18 protein-coding genes and 2 pseudogenes are annotated in these 18,506 nt (G+C 59.6%); 12 read left to right on the top strand and 8 right to left on the bottom strand.

Annotated features, from left to right (window positions below; translation table 11 throughout):
* A partial coding sequence (locus EP376_RS21495; RefSeq protein ID WP_164745031.1) for a hypothetical protein occupies positions 1-282 on the bottom strand: 282 nt, incomplete at its 3' end.
* Between the two features lie 425 nt (positions 283-707).
* Between EP376_RS21495 and EP376_RS21490 the strand changes: the two genes are divergently transcribed.
* Positions 708-1,193, top strand: coding sequence for a hypothetical protein (locus EP376_RS21490; RefSeq protein ID WP_127657558.1), 486 nt, complete (start codon positions 708-710; stop codon positions 1,191-1,193).
* 138 nt (positions 1,194-1,331) lie between these two features.
* Positions 1,332-1,661, top strand: coding sequence for an H-NS histone family protein (locus EP376_RS21485; protein ID WP_127657557.1), 330 nt, complete (start codon positions 1,332-1,334; stop codon positions 1,659-1,661).
* 24 nt (positions 1,662-1,685) lie between these two features.
* On the opposite strand, the gene EP376_RS21480 is transcribed toward EP376_RS21485, so the two are convergent.
* Complete coding sequence (locus EP376_RS21480) at positions 1,686-3,818, bottom strand: hybrid sensor histidine kinase/response regulator (RefSeq protein ID WP_127657556.1); 2,133 nt, start codon at positions 3,816-3,818, stop codon at positions 1,686-1,688.
* A gap of 576 nt (positions 3,819-4,394) precedes the next feature.
* On the opposite strand from EP376_RS21480, the gene EP376_RS21475 reads away from it, so the two are divergent.
* On the top strand, positions 4,395-4,934 hold the full coding sequence (locus EP376_RS21475; RefSeq protein ID WP_127657555.1) for a hypothetical protein: 540 nt from the start codon (positions 4,395-4,397) through the stop codon (positions 4,932-4,934).
* A gap of 1,102 nt (positions 4,935-6,036) precedes the next feature.
* Here the strand turns inward: EP376_RS21475 and EP376_RS21470 are convergent.
* Positions 6,037-6,327, bottom strand: a pseudogene (locus tag EP376_RS21470) (integrase core domain-containing protein); the annotation flags it as partial.
* A 19-nt stretch (positions 6,328-6,346) separates the two neighbouring features.
* Between EP376_RS21470 and tnpA the strand changes: the two are divergent.
* The 3 genes and pseudogenes from tnpA to EP376_RS21455 form a co-directional block, all read left to right on the top strand.
* The gene (gene tnpA, locus EP376_RS23540; protein WP_338068418.1) at positions 6,347-6,814 is read left to right on the top strand and encodes an IS66-like element accessory protein TnpA; all 468 of its coding nucleotides are present in this window, start codon (positions 6,347-6,349) and stop codon (positions 6,812-6,814) included.
* A 62-nt stretch (positions 6,815-6,876) separates the two neighbouring features.
* Positions 6,877-7,152: an IS66 family insertion sequence element accessory protein TnpB gene (gene tnpB / locus EP376_RS21460; RefSeq protein ID WP_338068417.1), complete on the top strand. Its 276-nt coding sequence runs from the start codon at positions 6,877-6,879 to the stop codon at positions 7,150-7,152.
* A gap of 60 nt (positions 7,153-7,212) precedes the next feature.
* Positions 7,213-7,851, top strand: a pseudogene (locus tag EP376_RS21455) (transposase domain-containing protein); the annotation flags it as partial.
* Between the two features lie 310 nt (positions 7,852-8,161).
* Here the strand turns inward: EP376_RS21455 and scpB are convergent.
* A complete protein-coding gene (gene scpB / locus EP376_RS21450; RefSeq protein ID WP_238928956.1) occupies positions 8,162-8,680 on the bottom strand; it encodes an SMC-Scp complex subunit ScpB in 519 nt (172 codons plus the stop codon).
* Positions 8,681-8,760: 80 nt separating this feature from the next.
* Entirely contained in the window at positions 8,761-9,645 is an 885-nt protein-coding gene (locus tag EP376_RS21445) for a DUF1403 family protein (RefSeq protein WP_127657552.1), read from the bottom strand.
* A 125-nt stretch (positions 9,646-9,770) separates the two neighbouring features.
* Here EP376_RS21445 and EP376_RS21440 point away from each other — a divergent pair, with 125 nt between their 5' ends.
* Both EP376_RS21440 and EP376_RS21435 read left to right on the top strand, forming a co-directional pair.
* Positions 9,771-10,868 (top strand): tyrosine-type recombinase/integrase, encoded by a 1,098-nt coding sequence (locus EP376_RS21440; RefSeq protein WP_127657551.1) that lies wholly within the window; start codon positions 9,771-9,773, stop codon positions 10,866-10,868.
* Positions 10,869-10,926: 58 nt separating this feature from the next.
* Positions 10,927-11,823 carry a recombinase family protein gene (locus tag EP376_RS21435; protein ID WP_054540541.1) on the top strand — a complete coding sequence of 299 codons (897 nt, stop codon included), beginning with the start codon at positions 10,927-10,929 and terminating at the stop codon, positions 11,821-11,823.
* On the opposite strand, the gene EP376_RS21430 is transcribed toward EP376_RS21435, so the two are convergent.
* Together EP376_RS21430 and EP376_RS21425 are read right to left on the bottom strand one after the other, a co-directional pair.
* A complete protein-coding gene (locus tag EP376_RS21430; protein ID WP_012187367.1) occupies positions 11,807-12,202 on the bottom strand; it encodes a PIN domain-containing protein in 396 nt (131 codons plus the stop codon). The two genes, EP376_RS21435 and EP376_RS21430, sit on opposite strands and share 17 nt — an antisense overlap.
* The gene (locus tag EP376_RS21425) at positions 12,192-12,419 is read right to left on the bottom strand and encodes an AbrB/MazE/SpoVT family DNA-binding domain-containing protein (RefSeq protein ID WP_054540540.1); all 228 of its coding nucleotides are present in this window, start codon (positions 12,417-12,419) and stop codon (positions 12,192-12,194) included. The genes EP376_RS21430 and EP376_RS21425 overlap by 11 nt, the downstream gene beginning before the upstream one ends.
* A gap of 313 nt (positions 12,420-12,732) precedes the next feature.
* On the opposite strand from EP376_RS21425, the gene repA reads away from it, so the two are divergent.
* The 3 genes from repA (at position 12,733) to repC (ending at position 16,346) form a co-directional block, all read left to right on the top strand.
* Positions 12,733-13,920 carry a plasmid partitioning protein RepA gene (gene repA / locus EP376_RS21420; protein ID WP_027263652.1) on the top strand — a complete coding sequence of 396 codons (1,188 nt, stop codon included), beginning with the start codon at positions 12,733-12,735 and terminating at the stop codon, positions 13,918-13,920.
* Positions 13,917-14,933 carry a plasmid partitioning protein RepB gene (gene repB, locus EP376_RS21415; protein ID WP_054540539.1) on the top strand — a complete coding sequence of 339 codons (1,017 nt, stop codon included), beginning with the start codon at positions 13,917-13,919 and terminating at the stop codon, positions 14,931-14,933. Before repA ends, repB begins: the two co-directional genes overlap by 4 nt.
* A gap of 177 nt (positions 14,934-15,110) precedes the next feature.
* Complete coding sequence (gene repC, locus EP376_RS21410) at positions 15,111-16,346, top strand: plasmid replication protein RepC (protein ID WP_012187363.1); 1,236 nt, start codon at positions 15,111-15,113, stop codon at positions 16,344-16,346.
* Positions 16,347-16,477: 131 nt separating this feature from the next.
* Here repC and EP376_RS21405 read toward each other — a convergent pair whose 3' ends face one another.
* Entirely contained in the window at positions 16,478-17,680 is a 1,203-nt protein-coding gene (locus EP376_RS21405) for a Fic family protein (protein WP_054540538.1), read from the bottom strand.
* 293 nt (positions 17,681-17,973) lie between these two features.
* Here EP376_RS21405 and EP376_RS21400 point away from each other — a divergent pair, with 293 nt between their 5' ends.
* Entirely contained in the window at positions 17,974-18,444 is a 471-nt protein-coding gene (locus EP376_RS21400; protein WP_235974561.1) for a hypothetical protein, read from the top strand.
* Positions 18,445-18,506: the final 62 nt, after the last annotated feature.

Genomic DNA, 18,506 nt, shown 5'->3' with positions numbered 1-18,506 from the left:
GCCGCGATCCCGGCAAGCGAGGCCATCCGTGTAGCCGAATTTGATGTTCGGATCGTTGTAGGGGATCAGCTCCTGCCCGTCCTTCTTGATCGAGACGACAAGGATGTTGTGCATACCCCAGCCGTCCACTTTCACTTCGTATCCCGCACCGGTCAGCGCCTTGGCGACCTCGTAGGTTTCGATCTGTTCACCGCCATCGTGAAAGCCGAATTTGTCGAAGGCTTCTTCCCATATCCACGAGAAGGTGTGGTAGTGGCAGTTGATACATTTGCTAACTGGCATGGCGTGGCCCTCCAAAGCTGATGGCCCGCAGGGCGTTGAATGTGCTGTTTCCTTTCATGATTGGGTCTCCTTTGAGTGACACGGGACGGATCATTCCGCCCGATGCCCCTCGACAGACCAAAGGCGCGAAAAGCGGCCCGCACCCTGGGTTGGCAGGGGAAACGGTCAACACGGCTCGAAGAGGTGGGGCGGGCAGACCGTTGCGAGACGCGCGCGCCTTGGTAGAGGGCATGACGGCAGGGCGGGTGACCGGACCGGGAACGATCTCTCAAAGAGAGCCATGGGACGGACAAAACAGCCTTCACCGCCCCCCAGGGACTGCCATCAGCTCGATCAACGCCCCAGTGCACGCCCCGTGAAATTCGCAAGAAGCCCTGATCGCGTGGTATAATATAAGGAAAACATTAACTTACAGGCGGTGACCCATGGGATTTTCTAAAGGAAGGGGCGGCAGGAACGAGCTTCGGGAACAGTTCAACAGGTTGGTGAATGATCAGACGCGCGACGATCTGATAGATCGGATCGCGATGCTGAACGGGACGGATACAGGGCTGATGTTCTACGATCTGCTCGGGTTCCTCGATGGCCGTATCAGGGATCGCAAGAAACCTGTGGACCCCATGCACCCGCGCGTGCTGCTCGGGATGGAACAAGTCGAGGACACGACAATCAGGCGTCTCCTCGAAGAGCCAAAGCAGATGCTCGTGCTCACGGGGCTACTGGCAAGCCTGAACACCGACATCTGGATGGCACGCTCGGCAACATGCGCGGACGCGCTTCTCCGGCATGAACGCGGCTACCCGCAAGAGATGGGGGCGATAGCCGCCTTCATCGACGAGGCGCTCGATCTGCCACCACGGTTGGCACAGAACAGCAGGTCCATACCTCTTGGCGGTCCTGTCATGCGATAGGGCCGAGATCAGCGCATATGTGCCACAGTCAGTGCAGAGACAGTCACAATATCAAGTCAATCCTGATCTCTGTCCTAGCGCAGTTTGTAATCAAGCCGTTATGCTGTCGTAATGGAAATAACTCAGGATGGACAAGAATTGGCAGATACGGATCTGAAGGCCCTGAGCCTTGGTGAGCTGAAGCGGCTTCAAAAAGATGTTGCCACGGCGATTGAGGAGTTTGAGGCGCGCCGACAACGCGAAGCGATTGCCGCGATGGAAGCCAAGGCACTTGAACTGGGGTTCACATTTGCAGAACTGGCAGCTGCAGCACCTGCAAAGAAACCAGGGCGCTCAAAATCTTCACCGAAATACCAGCACCCGGAGACTCCATCTATCACCTGGACGGGAAAGGGACGCCAGCCCGCATGGATCAAGGAAGGGCTCGAAGCAGGAAAGTCACTCGACGATTTTCTGATTGGCTCCTGATCTGGCCGAGAGGAAGGAGAGGGGCTATTGTCCCTCTCCAATCTGCTTCGCCTCGGCTTGATGGGAAAGCCACGCCTCCAAGATGACATTCGTGATAGTTCGGAATTCACCGGACTTTACAGCTGCCGATTGAAACAATGCCTTGTCCTTTGGATCGCTGATACTGTCGGGGTTGGCGCTGAATGCAATCCGGATCGTTGGACTGCCGGCCGCCGCCAATCGCCGCGCGAGTTCGATACCGGTCATGTCAGGCAATCCCAGATCGATCAGCACAACGTCCGGTCGGTGATCTGATATGGCTTTGATGGCCTCGGCACCCGTCGCTGCGTGCCAGACCTCGACGCCCGCAGCCGAGAACTTTCTCAGCAAGAGTTCAGCCTGCAAAGGCTGGTCTTCTACAAGTAGGAGGGAAAGGCCGCGCAATGCCTTTGGCGACCTGGTAGCCTCAGAAAGAACCACCGGCAGGACCGGGGCATCTGCGGTCTTAAGGGTGAGTGAACAGTGAAACACTGAACCTCGAACCGGGCCAGTTTCCACCCAGAGCTTGCCATTCATGCGTTCCACAAGCTGCCGAGAGATCGACAATCCAAGCCCGAGTCCAGCAATACCGTCTTCAAACGCCCCGTCGCCACGTTGAAAGGGACTGAATATCCGCGCGGCTTCGAGAGATGATATGCCCCTCCCAGTATCGGAAACGGAGAACTCCAGATCAACCAGATCGTTACGCCGTCCTGTCATCTCTAGGCCGAGTCTGATCTCACCCGACGAGGTGTATTTCACAGCGTTCGAAGCAAGGTTGATAAGAATCTGACGTAGTCGCTGGCGGTCTCCCATGACGGATAGATCATCCAGGGGGAGGTCGAGGGACAGCGCAAGGCCCTTGCCCACCGCCAACGGTTCGATGATCTCGGCCACTTCGCGCACCAGGCCGACCGGATCAAGAGGCAGATTTGTGATCGTCAGCCGGTTTGTGTTCAGCCGTGCCGTATCCAGCATATCGTCAACGAGCGACAGGAGAACGTCGAGACCTTGTCGGGCAGACCTGAGGGACGTGGTGTCCGTAGAACCTTGCAGCTTTTCTAACATGACATCCAGAGCCGCAAGGGCCCCAAGAACAGGTGTCCGTATTTCATGACCGAGGACACCAAGAACATGTCGTCGCCCTTTCTCAGCCTCTTCCGCCCTTTGCAGGGCCGCCGCAAGTCTGGCCGCACTCTCCCGCTCGGCCTGAAGCCGCCGCTCCACCTCTTGACGCGCCTCCCTCAGCCGCAGGATCCTGTCAAATCCTCCAAAGAGGATGAGCGCAAGTGGCGTGGTGCCATAGAGGAACAGGCTCGCAAAGATGTTTAGGGAAACGAATTCTACCGGACGCAACATCATCAGGGACCAGTCTGTTCCCCGGATCGGTGCATGGGATAACATCGCTGGTTCCCCGGACTGGATATCTGGGGCACTGATATTAAGGTGGGTCGCGCTTCGGCGATCGATCACGTCTTTGATGACTGGTTCTGGCAATTGGGTGAGATCGAGAAATGCGGGGCCGCCTGTCCTGGTGACAACCTGAAAAGCGCTGTCAAGAAGCGCGGCATTGCCGCGTTGCGACACAGATTGCTGCGCCAGCACACCCCGCAATACATCTACATTGAAAGCGAAACTCAGAACGTAATCCCTGCCGTCTGCAGCTCTGAAGGTCTTGACCATCGCGACAACCTTAGCCCCCGCGACCGGCCCCGCGAATACATTTGACAATCTGGCATCTTCACCCGGCTCGAGAACCTTCATGAGCGCGACGATCTCCGGCACTGCGCGCGCGACTTGAATATTGCGCGCACCGGGTCTGAGCGTATTGAACAGCATGACGCTGGGATCATCGCGAGTGGTCAACACCCCCCATCCACCGAGACGGTCGGTGACACGCTCAACAGAGGCGGCAAGGGCGTCTAGGTCGAATTCTGCCTGCACCGCATTGCCGGATAACACTGCATCCATGGCTGTACGCCAAATATCCACCTGTCGGGCAAAACTCTCTGCAGCGCTCTCGGCAAATCGATTGCCGTTGAACTCGGTGCTCTCTCTCTGCCTGTCCAGGAAGATCGCAAGTGAGATCGCACCGACAACCAGAGAGGGCAGAATAACGAATGTGAGTAACCGCAGCATGTGAGCACCTTTCTTAGGGAGTGCTTGAGCTACCGCCTCGGCTTCGCCGATTTCTGGGCGGGCGTGGTCTGAGTTGGGCGCCGCCGACGGCTTCCCGGGCCATTCAGCCGCGCTTCTTGGCCGAAACGGCCGATATCGGCATCTTAAGGCAGACTCAACCTCATGACAGTAGCCGTCGGCGGAAGAGGGACAGGTTGCCCAGGGTCAGGATTCATAACCAGAACATGACCGCGCCAGCCAAGGCGCATGCGGACAGGAAGACCTTCGGGTAAAGGCCACAGGACCACCCAGGGCTTCGACAGTAACCTTGTCGATGTAATGGGACCGATAGCCTGTTTCCGTGATCGGCAATGGTTGCCGATCTGCCGAATGGACTTGAGCGGGTTGACAACCAGAAGCGCGAGCACGTTCGGAACGGAAGGGGAGATCTGGGGCAGGTCAGAGGACGCATCAAACGCACGAGGCTATTCACTCACATCGCACGAACACACCTTCGGGGTATCCAAAGAGGGTCTCATTGAACCGGCCATAGGCGGTACTGTCCTCTTGATAGGATTCAATTGTGCTGCGTCGCGCATGAATTTTAAGACCTATGAGCTGAGCCAACTGTCTGAGGGAACTCCGGTCCCTTTCGCTCTCGATCTCAGTCTGCAAGGTATTCGCCTGGTCTATCACCTGAAGGGATCGCTCACAGTTCTGGGCGATGTAGCGTTTACTGCTCCCGACCGCGATACCCGCATGGCGGCTCTAGCAACTACGGCGCGCCGATTGTCGGAGCCCCCGATTTCCGTAATGATCGTCATCCCCCCTGAATATGTCGTATTCGGTGTCACGCCGAACTGGAATGGTACAGATGTCAATCGGGACATGTTGATCGAGCAGCTCATCGACGGGACCGGTCTATCCCCGGATGAGATGGTGTCAGACTTCCAGATTCACGAGCAGCGCCTGCTTGGTGCCGCGGTCGAGCGAAAGACACTGTCCGAAGCCAGACAATTTACAAGCCACTTCGGCTTCGAAGCGGCGGGCTTCACAACTCATCCACCACGGGGGATGTTTCCGTCACCCCCTATCTTCCGCGTCGCGGAGCCCCTCAAGCTTGTCGTGAGGATTTGAGCCGAGTGGACAGAAATGAACTTCATGCACGTGATGGGCGAGCGACACGCGGTCTCAGTCTGGCGGCGTGTCGTCAAATGATAAACGACGCCAACCGCAAGGTCAGCGTCGTTTAAATTGCGATTTCGAGCAGTAACAAATCAAGGCACGTAGAACGATAGACCATCTTCTTCGCTCAGGCCAAAAACACGAAAGTATACATGCGGCCTCCTTCGACACATACTGCTGCCGATCTGACACCCTCCCATGCGAGGATACCCGCGTAGACCCGACAGATGACCCCAAAAGCCCAAAACGAACAAGGCAGCGCCGTTTTTGGGATGGGCGCTGCCTTGCCTTGGATAGCGTCAAGTTCTGGAGATCTTTGACGACTCGGACGCTATGCAGATGGCGAGCCACCGTCCAGACATCGAAAGGATCATGAGCCGCTCGATCGGAAGTCTCCGCCCGGACAAGGCCATGTCGGTCCATCACAGCCGAAGGCATGTCAAGACAGCGACCTCTAAGTCCAAATGGGGACGACGCTGCCCTTGGGGGACAGCGCCGTTTTGGCCCTTTGGGACAAGCGTGAATGGATACGCAACTTTACGTTAAACCGGCATGGCCCTGATCACCGAAGAACCGAAAGTACTGTTATTCTGTCTTTCGATGCATGATCCGGGAGGTGTGCAAACGCCAAAATTGAAAAAGCGACGCTGGTTGGGAGCCAGCGCCGCCCCTGGTGGGGGTGATTTGTCAACAGAAACACATTGACACTTCCACATTAAACGGATGCCGAGACGTCGAGAGATCGCCAACGAGATATTGCTGTATCGTTCGAATGAAGCTGTCCACTTGACCAGACCACCATTCCCATGCCGTCTCCGGGATGATCGAAAATGTTCTACCCCCTCCTTCATCGAGAGATTTGTCAAGATTGCTCAGCCTTGACTGAACACGGGCCCACGTCGTTCACGATGGTTGCAGTGAACTGATACAGGGCTGATGTAGTGCGGGCGGATACTTGTGCTCATGCTGACCTGCCCCTCGAGGCTTCCTTATTCATGATGAGAANGGGCGGATACTTGTGCTCATGCTGACCTGCCCCTCGAGGCTTCCTTATTCATGATGAGAATCTGCGGGTCTGGTTTTCATGGTTCTGATTGTCGATTTTGGCAAGCGCGCCGGGCGTGGAGCCCTCAAACTGCTCGAGCGTCCGGCGCGCTTCTGCTGGTGCTTGGTTCGCGAGCGATGAGTACGGCCTGACATTGTTGTAATCGTATCGCCAAAGGGCCAGCTTGCGCCGGGCATCGTCCAGGCTGTCGAACATTTCCTCGTTCAGGAGTTCAGCGCGAACGCTGCCGTTGAAGGACTCGATGAAGGCATTCTGCCGAGGCTTGCCCGGGTCGATGTAACGGAGTTTCCCCGTTTTGATGGTAAGCCTCCGGTGTAGGCCGTTTGGCACGATTGAGCCATTGATCTTAAGGCATTGCCTTATGGCATGCGCTGCAGTTGTTTCTCCGATTGAGAACTTCGCGACTGACGAAGTTGGCCGTCGTCGGCGCTGGTCAGACGCGGACAAGGTGCGGATCGTCGAGGCAAGCCTACGCGGCCATCGGCAAGGGTCGGCGACGGCACGACGATACGGGATTTCGCGATCGCTTCTGACGGTTTGGCGGCGTGAGTATCGGACGGGTGCCCTTAACGGGTGCGGGCGGAGCGGGGGCTTCGTGCCGCTCGTGGTCGAAGACGCCACGCCGACGCGTCTGGAAGCAGCCATGGTGCCGGGCACGATGGAGACGATCGGCATCACGCTTACGAACAGGCGTCACATGACGATCCCTGCTTCACTGGCATCGGCGCATCTGGCGGCGCTGCTGCCCGTACTGGATCCGCGATGATCGCGTTCCCGGCGGGGGTGCGCGTGTGGATCGCAGGTGGCGTGACCGACATGCGCTGAGGGATGAACAGCTTGGCGCTGAAGGGTCTTGGGCGTGACCCACATGCCGGCGAAATCTTCTGCTTCCGTGGGCGCCAGGGTGATCTCGTGAAATTGCTCTGGCATGATGGGGTGGGCATGTCGCTCTATGCAAAGCGGCTCGAGGCGGGAAAGTTCATCTGGCCGGTGAGCCAGTCCGGACAGGCTGTTCAGGTCTCGGCGGCGCAGCTCGGCTATCGTCTCGAGGGGATCGACTGGCGCAATCCGCCGTGGACGCAACGTCCTGAGAAGGTTGGATAAATCGTCGGGAAAGCCCTTGTTTTTGTGGGCTATGGTGCGCTGCCATGGTAGATGACGGCCATGTCAGACAACCGCTCCGAACTCAAAGAATTGCGCGCCGCACTTGCGGCGGTGGAGGGGCGAGCCGCCTCGGCCGAAGCCGATCTCGCGCGGGCGCGCGCGGTGGTCTCGACCTCCGAGGCGATGATCGTCGGCCTCGAGGTCGCGCTGCTCAAGCGAGACAAGTATGGCCGCAGCGCGGAACGTAGCGCGAAATTGCTCGACCAGCTGGAACTGCAACTCGAGGAGCTGGTCGCAGACGCCGCCGAGGACCGGGTGCAGGCCGAGCGGAAGACGACCAGGGTCGGTGCCTTCATGCGGCGCAAACCGGTCAAGAAAGCCTTTCCCGAGCATCTGCCGCGCGAGCGTGTGGTGGTCGAGGCCCCGGCACATGTTCATGCTGCGGATCCGATCGCATCGTGAAGATGGGCGAGGACATTACCGAAACGCTCGAAGTGGTGCCGCGCCCGTGGAAGGTCATCCAGACGGTCCGCGAGAAGTTCACATGCCGGCCTGCGAGAAGATTACCCAGCCCCCTGCGCCCTTCCATCCGATCCCGCGGGGATGGGCGGGTCCCAGCCTGCTGGCGATGATCGTTCTTGGAAGTATGGCCAGCATCAGCCCCTCAACCGTCAGTCCGAACGCTACGCCCGTGCCGGTGCCCGCGCGCCTTGAGCAGGCTCAGAAGCGAATGGATCCGCCGCCGCGCCCCATTCTGCGGCGGGTGGGACGAGATGGGCGAGATGACGAGGATGGTGGACAAGGGAAAGGGTGCAGACCTGAGCGATAGAAGGACAGAAATACCCCTATCCTCGAGACTGGAGGATTTGTATCTAAATCTGCCTTTCGTCGCTGTTTCGACGGGTGCTTCTTGGCGCTTTCTCGTGTTTGCCGGATATCCCGGCCAGCTTCCGGCCTGTGAGTGCCCCGGACGTCCGGCAGGACGAAGACATGTGTCGTCCGGATTGCCCTATGGCCCGGCGTCGAGGCCCGCATCCTGCATCTGCTCCCTGTCGGGCAGATCGTGCAGGCTCTCCAGTCCGAAGGCGACAAGGAAGGCTTCGGTCGTCACGAAGGTATAGGGCGCGCCACGGCGTGGCGCGCGCGGCCCGTTGGCGATCAGGCCGCGCGCATGCAGCCGGCCGATCAGGTCGCGGCTGATCTCGCGGCCGAAGATGTCCTTGAGCCCGTCGCGCGTGACGGGCTGGTGATAGGCGATCGCGGCCAGGACCGCGACGTCGAATTCGCTCAGGTTCAGAAGCTGATTCCCCACATCCGCTGCCGCACGGATCGCAGGCGCATAGGCGGGCCGCGTCCGGAACATCCAGCCGCCGCCCAGCCTGGCGATTTCGAAGGCGCGTCCTTGCAGATCGGCGGCGAGGTCCGCGACCAGAAGATCGACCGAGGCTCCTTGCCCCACCACCCGCGCCAGATCCTCGCGCGACACCGGCGCGGCGCTGGCGAAAAGGACCGCCTCGATCCGCCGCATCCATTCGCGCCATCGCAATTCCGGCGGCAGGTCGACAAGTTCGCGGTCAAGCTCCGGCTCGGTCTCGCCCTGCGCCACGGCTACACCCCGTAGAGCCTGAACGTGTCGCGGCCGGTCAGCTCCCGGATCGCACCCAGGTCGATCAGCCGGTCACAGAGCCGCCGGGCGGCCCGATCGGACAGGGGAAGCGCCGCAGGCGCAACGGCCTCCCGGGTCAGGAACATCTGCACCGCCTCTTCCGCCCCTTTCGCCCTCAGCCTGGGCGCGACGGCGCGCAGATATGCCGCGCGCCGTGTCAACTCCGCGGCCAGGCGCACCGCGTCACCAGCGGCCGACATCGCGGCCCGATGGCAGGCCAGGCACAGATCCCCGCCGCGCCGGCGCAGGTCCGCACGGGACAGGCCCGTCGCCAGCAAGGGCAGGAGGTGATCCCAGCCAAGTGCCCGCGCAAGGACGGCATCCGCGAGGATCAGCGCGGGCGACTCGGCCCGCGGCGACTCGGCCAGGACAGCCTCCAGCACCACCGCCGCACGGCTCATCGGCGCACCCTGCCCGGTATTCAGCGAGCGCGCGATCCGGTCCATCCCGATATCCGGAAGCGCCCGGTGCAGCGAGCTGGGCGAAAGGGGCCGGTCCACCGCGCGCCGCCAGGCCAGGTAGACCTCTCCCGCTGGGCCGGGCAGGTCCCCGGGACGGAGCAACAGAACCGCATCGCGCAACTCCCCCGCCCGCTCCGGACGCCCCGACTGTGTCATCCGAACCTCGGACGCACGCAGCGCCAGCCGGTCACGCATCAGGGCGCAGGGCACCACAGCCCGCCCCATGACATCATGCAGATGGCTGAGAGCCGCACCCGAGAGAAACGCTGCATCTTCAAGGGTTTCAGCCCGGGCCGAGGTGATCCAGCCGGGCATCGCGGATATCGAATCGGAGATGTGCGACGGATAGTGGCTGGCGCAGGTCATGATTGAACCCTATCCCATAACGGCGCTTTCATCTATCATTTAACGCAGAAACCGCCGCCATCTACGGAGCTTCATCATGTCCGATAATCTTGTATTATCGGACATGATAAAATACACTGAATCCAATGCCGGGAAAAAGCGACAAATCGCGCTCAGAGGCGCCCGCCAGGTCGTCGGTCGACAAAGACGCCCGGAGCGACCGATCTGTGAGCGACGCCGTGGGCCTGCCCGCACATGTGACCGGGTCCGGCTCCCTCGAGAGATTGGTGAAAACTGCCAGCAACTACGCACGGGCGGCCGCATCCGAGAACACGCTGAAGGCCTATGCAAAGGACTGGGAACATTTTGCGCGTTGGTGTCGGATCAAGGGCGCTGACCCCCTGCCGCCCTCGCCCGAGATGGTCGGGCTCTACCTCGCGGACCTGACCTCGGGTTCGGGCCTCTCCCCTGCCCTGTCCGTCAGTACGATCGACCGCCGTCTTTCGGGCCTCGCCTGGAACTATGCACAACGCGGCGTCCCGCTCGATCGGAAGGACCGCCACATCGCCCGCGTTCTGGCCGGGATCCGGCGTAGACATGCGCGGCCCCCCAGGCAGAAGGAGGCGATCCAGGCCGACGACATCCTCGCCATGGTCGCCACCCTGCCCTTCGATTTGCGCGGGTTGCGTGACAGGGCGATCCTGCTTCTGGGCTATGCTGGCGGATTGCGCCGCTCGGAGATTGTCGCCCTCGATGTCCACAAGGATGACACATCGGAAAGCGGCGGATGGATCGAGATGCTCGACGCGGGTGCGCTTCTGACACTGAACTCGAAAACCGGCTGGCGGGAGGTCGAGATCGGGCGCGGTTCGTCCGAGCGGAGCTGTCCGGTTCATGCGCTCGAACAATGGCTGGAATTCGGGCGGGTGGATTTCGGCCCGGTCTTTGTCGGCATCTCGCGGGACGGCAAACGGGCGCTGGACCGACGGCTGAACGACCGGCATGTGGCGCGGCTGATCAAGCGGTGCGTGCGTGATGCCGGCATTCGGGCCGACCTGCCCGAGACGGAGCGCCTCGCACTGTTCTCTGGTCATTCCTTGAGGGCCGGACTCGCCAGTTCGGCGGAGGTCGACGAGCGCCACGTCCAGAAGCAACTCGGCCACGCCTCCGCCGAGATGACCCGCCGCTACCAGCGACGCCGCGACCGGTTCCGCGTGAACCTGACCAAGGCCGCAGGACTTTGACCACCCGGTCATTCGGTCGTTTATTGGTGATACATAAAATTGCAAACGGCCCGTTTTCATGTCCCTGATAGGCTATGCCCGCGTTTCCACAGAGGATCAGACCCCCCTGCCCCAGTCCGAGACGCTGCAATCGGCGGGCTGTGCCGAGATCTTTGAAGAGCACGCCTCAGGCGGCAATCGCGCGCGTCCTGTGCTCGCGCGGGTGCTCGAACGGGTCCAGAGCGGCGATACGCTGGTCGTCGTGCGGATCGACCGGCTTGCGCGGTCTCTGTCGCACTTACTGGAGGTGATCGAGCGTCTGGAGGCCAAGGGAGCTTTCTTCCGCTCGCTGCAGGACCCCATCGACACCGCCTCCCCTCAAGGAAAATTCACATTGCAGGTTCTGGGCGCCGCGGCGGAGTTCGAGCGCGCGCTGATACGTGAGCGCACGAAGGCCGGGCTTGTCTCTGCACGCGCCAAGGGCCGCGTTGGTGGCAATCCTGGGCTTCGCACCAAAGACCCCGCCGCGCTGCGCAAGGTGCGGCTGGCACGACAGGACGGCTACATGGAGCGCCTGAACGAAACCGCGCAGGATTGGGTGCCCCATGTGCGCCGCCTACGGCCGGATATGGCCTGGGAAGACGTGCTGCGGATTATCAATGCCCCCCTGCCCCAAGACCGCCGTTGGACGCAAAGCCGCCTGCTCCGTGCCGTGAAGGCATATGTGCGGGATGGGTTCCTGCCCGCTGAAGTGCTTGGACGCGCTGGACGCCGCAAAACCGACGATCGCCTGCCTGCGATTGTTGCGGCCATCAAAGGTTCGGACCCGGATATCACGCTACAGGCGATCTGCGACCGGTTGGAAGCCATGCGTGAGCGGACTCCACGGGGACGCACAAGCTGGCAACCGTCATCCGTCAGGATGCTGTTGGAACGGGCGGAGCGACTTGGGTTGCTGGTCAGGCAAATGGATTGACGATGCGCAGCCGATCCTCGACCAGCAATCCGTCGTGCATGTCCTCAGTCCACAAAGTCGTGCACCCAGCGATCAGCGCGGCAGACACGATCATCGCGTCATAGACCGATAACTGGTACTTCTCTGCCAACGCGCGACCGACTTGATGGGTTTGAACCGTTAGGCCCTCGACAGGGCATACGGACGTAATACCCTCAAGAAACGCTCCGGTATCTTCCCAACTGAGCCCAGCTTTCCGTCGGCAATTGACCATCGCTTCGTTCAGGACCTGAACGCTGATCCGGGGTCCCTGCCCCAGAATTTCCTCCGCCCTCTCAGCCTTTGGACCATCGTCGAGCAGGTAGAGCACAACATTCGTGTCTGCGAATTCAGCGCTCATGCGCGGCGTCGCGGCTTAGACGCGCATCCTTGGGCAGTTTTCTGCGAAACCGCCTCAGCCCTTGTAGAACTTCATCGGCGCGAGTTTGGCGTCTCACAAGAATGGTTCCATCGTCCTTTACCAGGTCGACCTGATCGCCTTCCTTTAAGCCGAGTTCCCTCACAAGATCCGCGGGTAGCCGGACGGCAAGGGAGTTTCCCCATTTGGCAACTTGCATCTTGTCCTCTCAGGCATGGATAAACATCCAGTAATGTATATCCAGAACTGCCAAAAGGCAAGCTCTGGTGCGCTCAAAGCCATGCTGGAGCCCTCCGACAAGAGTTCTCCCCTGTCCCTTTTCGTGAGATGCGGTGCGTTACACCATGCAGCAGGAAGCCTAACAGCCTTGTGTTCGGTGACGACTCGCCCACTAGATGTGGAAAAACCTTGCGCGAATCCGACTCTTGCGCCAATAGTCACGGAAACGAGGCAAAAAACGTCAATTTCCGTGAACACGCCAAAGACGCGATGTCTCGGAAGCGAGAGGGCAGATGGATAATACCTTTGTGCATGAGGATCTCAACGCGGTGATCCGCCAGCATTCGGAATGGCTGGCGAACCAGTTGCATTCGCAACGTGAGAGCCTGTTTCCACCCGATGCCGAGAAGACCATGCGCAAATTCACCTCTGGTGAGGCTGCGGCGCTGCTCGGCGTAAACGATTCCTATCTTCGCAAACTCAACTTGGATGGCAAAGGGCCTTCTCCCGAGCTTACCGCCGGCAACCGTCGTCTTTACTCGGCGCAGGATATCCAGGCGCTGCGTGTACTCCTTGAAAAAACCGCTCGCAAGCCGGGCGATTACGTTCCCGGACGACGAGAAGGTGATCATCTTCAGGTCATCGGCGTGATGAATTTCAAGGGCGGGTCCGGAAAAACAACAACCTCTGCCCATCTCGCCCAACGGCTTGCCCTGCGCGGATATCGTGTGCTGGGCATTGATCTTGACCCACAAGCTTCCTTCACCGCGCTGCACGGCGTTCAGCCGGAATTGGACCTCGAAGATGGCGGCACTCTCTACGATGCGATCCGCTATGAGGACCCGGAGCCGATCCGGTCGGTCATCCGCAAGACCTATATCCCCAATTTGGACTTGATCCCCGGCAACCTCGAACTGATGGAGTTCGAGCACGACACCCCGCGCGCGCTGGCGCAGGGCAATGCCGGACTTTTCTTCTTCCGCGTGAAGGAGGCGCTGGCCCAGGTCGATGAGGACTACGACGTGGTCGTCATAGATTGCCCTCCGCAGCTTGGCTTTCTGACCATGTCCGCCCTGTCCGCGGCCACGGGCGTTCTGGTGACCATCCATCCAGAGATGCTCGATGTGATGTCCATGTCGCAATTCCTCCGCATGACAGCCGACCTCATGGACGTGATCGCCGAGAGCGGCGCTGACATGTCTCATGACTGGATGCGCTATGTTTTGACCCGCTACGAGCCGCAGGATGCGCCGCAGAACCGCATCGTGGCTTTCCTGCGAACAATGTACGGCGAAGCCGTGCTGAATTCGCCCATGTTGAAGTCCACAGCCATCTCAGATGCGGGCCTGACCAAGCAGACACTTTATGAAGTGGAACGCAGCGCGTTCACGCGTTCCACCTATGATCGCGCGATTGAGAGCCTGAATACGCTGAATGACGAGATCGCCGACCTAATCCAGAAAACCTGGGGGCGCACATGACCAGTGGCAAGAAGAAGCGCATGTCAATGCTGGACAGTCTCGCGGCAGCTGGGGCCCCCTCCCCTGCCCCTCAGACAGGTGCTGTGACACCGATGATGACCTCGAATCGCGCCCTTCGGTCCGCCCGCGACGCGGTCGATTCCCATCATGTTTGGGAACTGGACCCGGCGAGCATCGAAGACGGGCGTATGGCGGACCGGCTTGACCCGGCCGATGTACTGGATTTGCGCGATGCGATTGAGGCGAACGGTCAGACTGTTCCGATCCTCGTGCGACGTGCGCCGGGTGAAGATGATCGCTACCTTTTGGTCTATGGGCGACGCAGGCTGGAGGCGATCCGTCAGTCCGATAAGGTTACCAAGGTTCGCGCGTTAGTCACCAACCTGGATGACGACAGCGCTCTGCGTGCTCAGATTTCGGAGAACATGGGGCGGCGCGATTTGTCTTTTATTGAAAAGGCCCTGTTCGCAAAGGACCTTGTGTCGTCCGGCTTCGGAAATCAATCTCAGGTTGCAGAAATTCTTACCGTCACGAAGTCGTCCATATCTATGGCGATCGCGATCGCGGACATGGTCGGGCCGGATCTGGTACGCGCCATTGGCGCCGCCCATGGCATTGGCCGACCCCGATGGGAATCCCTTGGTCGGGCCATCGACGAAAATGGTCTGGACTGCGAGGACCTTATCGGGATCGCGAAAGAGGCACGTGAAAATGCCGAGACCTCCATGGTGGTGGATGACGTTGCCTCTACCAATGACACGTCCATCCAAGCGTTCCTGGCCGTAGAAAAGGCTGTGACCAAGGCGATTAAACCGGCCAAGTCGCCCTCCCCTGCCCCACCTTCCAGCGTCCCGCTGAAGATCGGCGGCAAACGCGGCGGCACGGTCAAACGCACTGCCAAGGGCCTATCGATCGAGTTGGCGGGTGGAGACTTCGCCGATTGGGTCGAGACGCAAGTGCATGACATGATTGAAGACCTTCACGAACGCTGGAAGCAGCGGTCGGAAGACTGAGGAAGAGCAGAAATCAAAGAAGGAGGCACGAAAAGGCAAAAGAAAAGGTCCCGCAAAGCGACCACTCCACGAGACCCTAACTTGTTTCTAGCACCTTCAAGGTAGTGTCCGGAGCTATTTTCCGCAAGTCCAAAGTGATTCGCGGACCGGGATATTTTTGTCTTCGTGAATGACAAAATGGACTACACGCCCGTAACGCCGTTCCGGCGAACGATAGATGCTGCCATCCTGAAACATCAGGCAGCGACCCAAGAAGACCTGCCCCCAGCCGGCGCCAACAAGTGGGAGGTCCTGAGGGAGCTCGCTGCCGCTCGAGTCGCGTTCGGCTTGTCCGATCGGGATTTGACGGTGCTTCAGGCGCTGGTCAGCTTTCACCAAGCGACAATTCTCGGAGGCAATGACAGCGAATTGATTGTACATCCGTCCAACAAGGCGATTTGCGAGCGCCTGAACGGCATGCCCTGCTCGACGATGCGGCGCCACCTCTCCAACCTTGTGCAGACTGGCTTTGTTGTCCGGCGCGATAGCCCCAATGGGAAGCGCTATGCCCGCCGCTACGGCGACGAAAAGGTTGCGTTTGGGTTCGACCTCTCTCCGCTCGTTCGACGCTTCCAGGAGGTTTGTGAGGCCGCTGAGACCGTCCGGGCCGCAGAAGAGCGGTACAAGCGCTTACGTGCCACTGTGAGCCTCATGCGGCGTGACCTCGCAGGGCTGGCCGAGTACGGGCGCTCACTTCGTCCGGATCAGGGCGTCTGGGACCAATTCTCTGATCTTGCGGCCCTAATGGCCCGAGATCTTCGCAGAAAACTCGAAATGGAAGACCTTAGGCGCATCGAAGACGCTTTGGGGTCAGCTTTAGATCACGCCCGAAGCCTTCTGGATGGCTGTGAAACAGAAAATATGAGCACCAATGATGCTGTTTCTGAGCAGCACTATCAGAATTCAAATAAAGACTCTTATGATCTTGAACCTCGCTTAGAAAAAGCGCGGGGCGGAGGCGCTGTGCGCGAAACTCCAGAAGTTGCCAATAGTCATCTGTGTTCTGAAGATGAGGGCAACTCAACGGCAACTATTGACGATCAACTGATGCCGAACATACCGCTTGGTCTCGTCCTCGCTTCCTGTCAGGAATTCAAAGCGTATTCCGAGCAGCCCGTGCGCCACTGGCACGATCTGGTCCGGGTGGCTGATGTGGTCAGGCCCATGATGGGTATTTCCCCGTCCGCGTGGGACGAGGCGAAACGCTATATGGGTCCCGAAGAAGCGTCTGTTGTGATCGTTGCAATGCTTGAACGGTTTGCGGATATCCGATCACCTGGAGGCTACTTGAGAACCCTATCTTCAAAGGCAGCAATTGGGGAGTTCTCCTGCGGTCCGATGATCATGGCCTTGATGCGGCGGGATGCTGCATGATGAGTTCACAGCTGTGAACTCGGCTGACAAGTAGGATAGCTCGGGATAGTTCACAGCTGTGAACTTCTTTCCAACACGGTCAGAGGTTGCGCTCGCGGACTTGGCCAGAAACAGGGTGCTTCGGTTGCCAGTCACACGGGCATGTCACCGTCTCCAAAGAGGTTTGGAAAGAGCCGCTCTCTATAATCCAACGGAAACGTCAACCGTACTGGCGTCTTCGGCGAGGCGGACGTCATGTATCCGGCGGCGGTCAGTTTACTCAGCGTGTTGCGAGCAGTACGCTCGGACGTCTTGAGCACAATCTGCGCATCGCCTCGTTCCAGTGCCCCATGACGAAGAACCGCCGAGATTAGTTCCGGCGCTCGCTTGTCATCGATGGTATCTGCAACAAGACGACGATACCGTTGGTCTAGTCCGCCGAGATCGAACAATCTTGCTGAGAAGGTGATCTGGTCGAGCGTCACCTTTAGGAACCATTCACTAAACGTCTTCAGTGCCGCTTCTGACAGGTTCCCCCGTCCGTCGCGGTCTCCGCGGCGTGGACTGTCGGCCAGATCCATCATCCGTTTGTACTCGCCTCGATCGGTTAGCCCGCGGGCCAGCCCACGTGATACGGACCAGAGCCCTTGGCCACCAATCCCCGCTGTGAGGGCCATGGCATGAGACATCAGTCTGCTGACACGACCGTTCCCATCCGGGAAAGGGTGGATGTAGTTGAGCCGGTGATGTGCAGAGGCGATCGCGATGATCCGTCCGCTCGAAGACCGCGCCGCAATCTGAAATCGTTTGTCGAAATGGTCCATGAATGCCGCGACGCGCGACGATGAAGGAGGTAGGTGGCGCCCGACCGCAACTTCCCGATCATCATCCTGGCGCATGCGTCCCGGAACGATGGGTTCTTGTGTGCCGTCGGGATGTTCGATGACCCGAAACTCATCCGGCATCTCTTCGTAGAAGCTCTTATGGACCCAAGTCAGGAATTCGACGGATGTGGGGCGGGGCAGGGTGCCCTTGCGATGCATCTCGTCGATGGCCCGTTGAACGATGACGTGCGCTCGGGCCTCAAGGGCGAGGGGACGGGTTTCTTCCTCAAGCTCGGCGCCCGCCAGCGCCCTTTCGATGTCGCGGGGGCGCGTGTTGTGTCCTTCGATCAGGTTGGAGTAGTAGCAGTTCATCACGCGGACGAGATCGGCAAGCTCGGCTGCGCTGTCAGGATGCAACCCTTGTCCCAGCCCGGTGGCTTCCCTCTGGATGTCGACCGAAAGGTCTGCCAGTTCTGTGGGAATATGCTCCTCGAAGAAGCAGGGTTCGATCCTGGCGGGTGTTTCCAGCATTTTTGCCGATCTTCCATGTTTGCAAAGTAATTGAAAAATAAACACATTTCGTACTTTCAAGCAAGGTTTTGCCGATATGCGTTGCCGATCTTGCCTGCCGATCTGGAATTGCTGCATGAAATCAATGGCTTCGGCAGAAGGGCCGGGCTTTTCGGTTTTGTTGTGTGCCCAAAGGGGCCGGAAAAAGAGAAAGTGTCCTTCGGGTTTTGTGACTGACGGATGAGGGCCTTTGGGGTCCCTCAGATGGGTCCGGGCCGGATTCCGGTCTGCTGTTATTGATGAAGGGCATTCCGATGCAAACAGGTGTCTTGTGCGTGTTACGCGCGACCGCCGCCTCGTGGTGGCGGCACAAGGAACTACGCCGAACCGGCCAGACGGGCCAGGCACTGCAGCTCGAGCGTGAGACCGTCCTGCGTGATCTCGGCTATCTGAAGCAGGCGGCGTCATTGCCAAACGCGCACGTGATCTGCGGGGAGGGTGGGACATTCCTCCATCTCGGTTGGACCACCGTTTCGACCTTCGCGCCGATCGAGCGCTTTCCCTTGGCCACTCTTGTGGTCGCACGAGGGACGCCCTTCATCGATATCCGACCCGTCACCGATGTCATTGCCTTCGCGAGACTGCCGCGGGTGGCGCGGGACGGATCGGTCGACCCTGATCCTTGCGGTTCTGGCAGATCCGTCTCGCTGACCGCCTACATCGACATGGTCGAAGCCCTCGGTGCCAGGATCGCCAACGATCCGAGGCCCCTTCAGTCAATCTGATCACCATTCCCTCTCACCAAAACTCGAAAGGACGCCCGCCATGGCCCGATCCCGCACGCCCA

This window comes from Alexandriicola marinus, from assembly GCF_004000435.1.
GTDB classification, from domain to species: Bacteria; Pseudomonadota; Alphaproteobacteria; order Rhodobacterales; family Rhodobacteraceae; genus Alexandriicola; species Alexandriicola marinus.
This window is presented reverse-complemented; position numbering and strand designations above follow the sequence as displayed.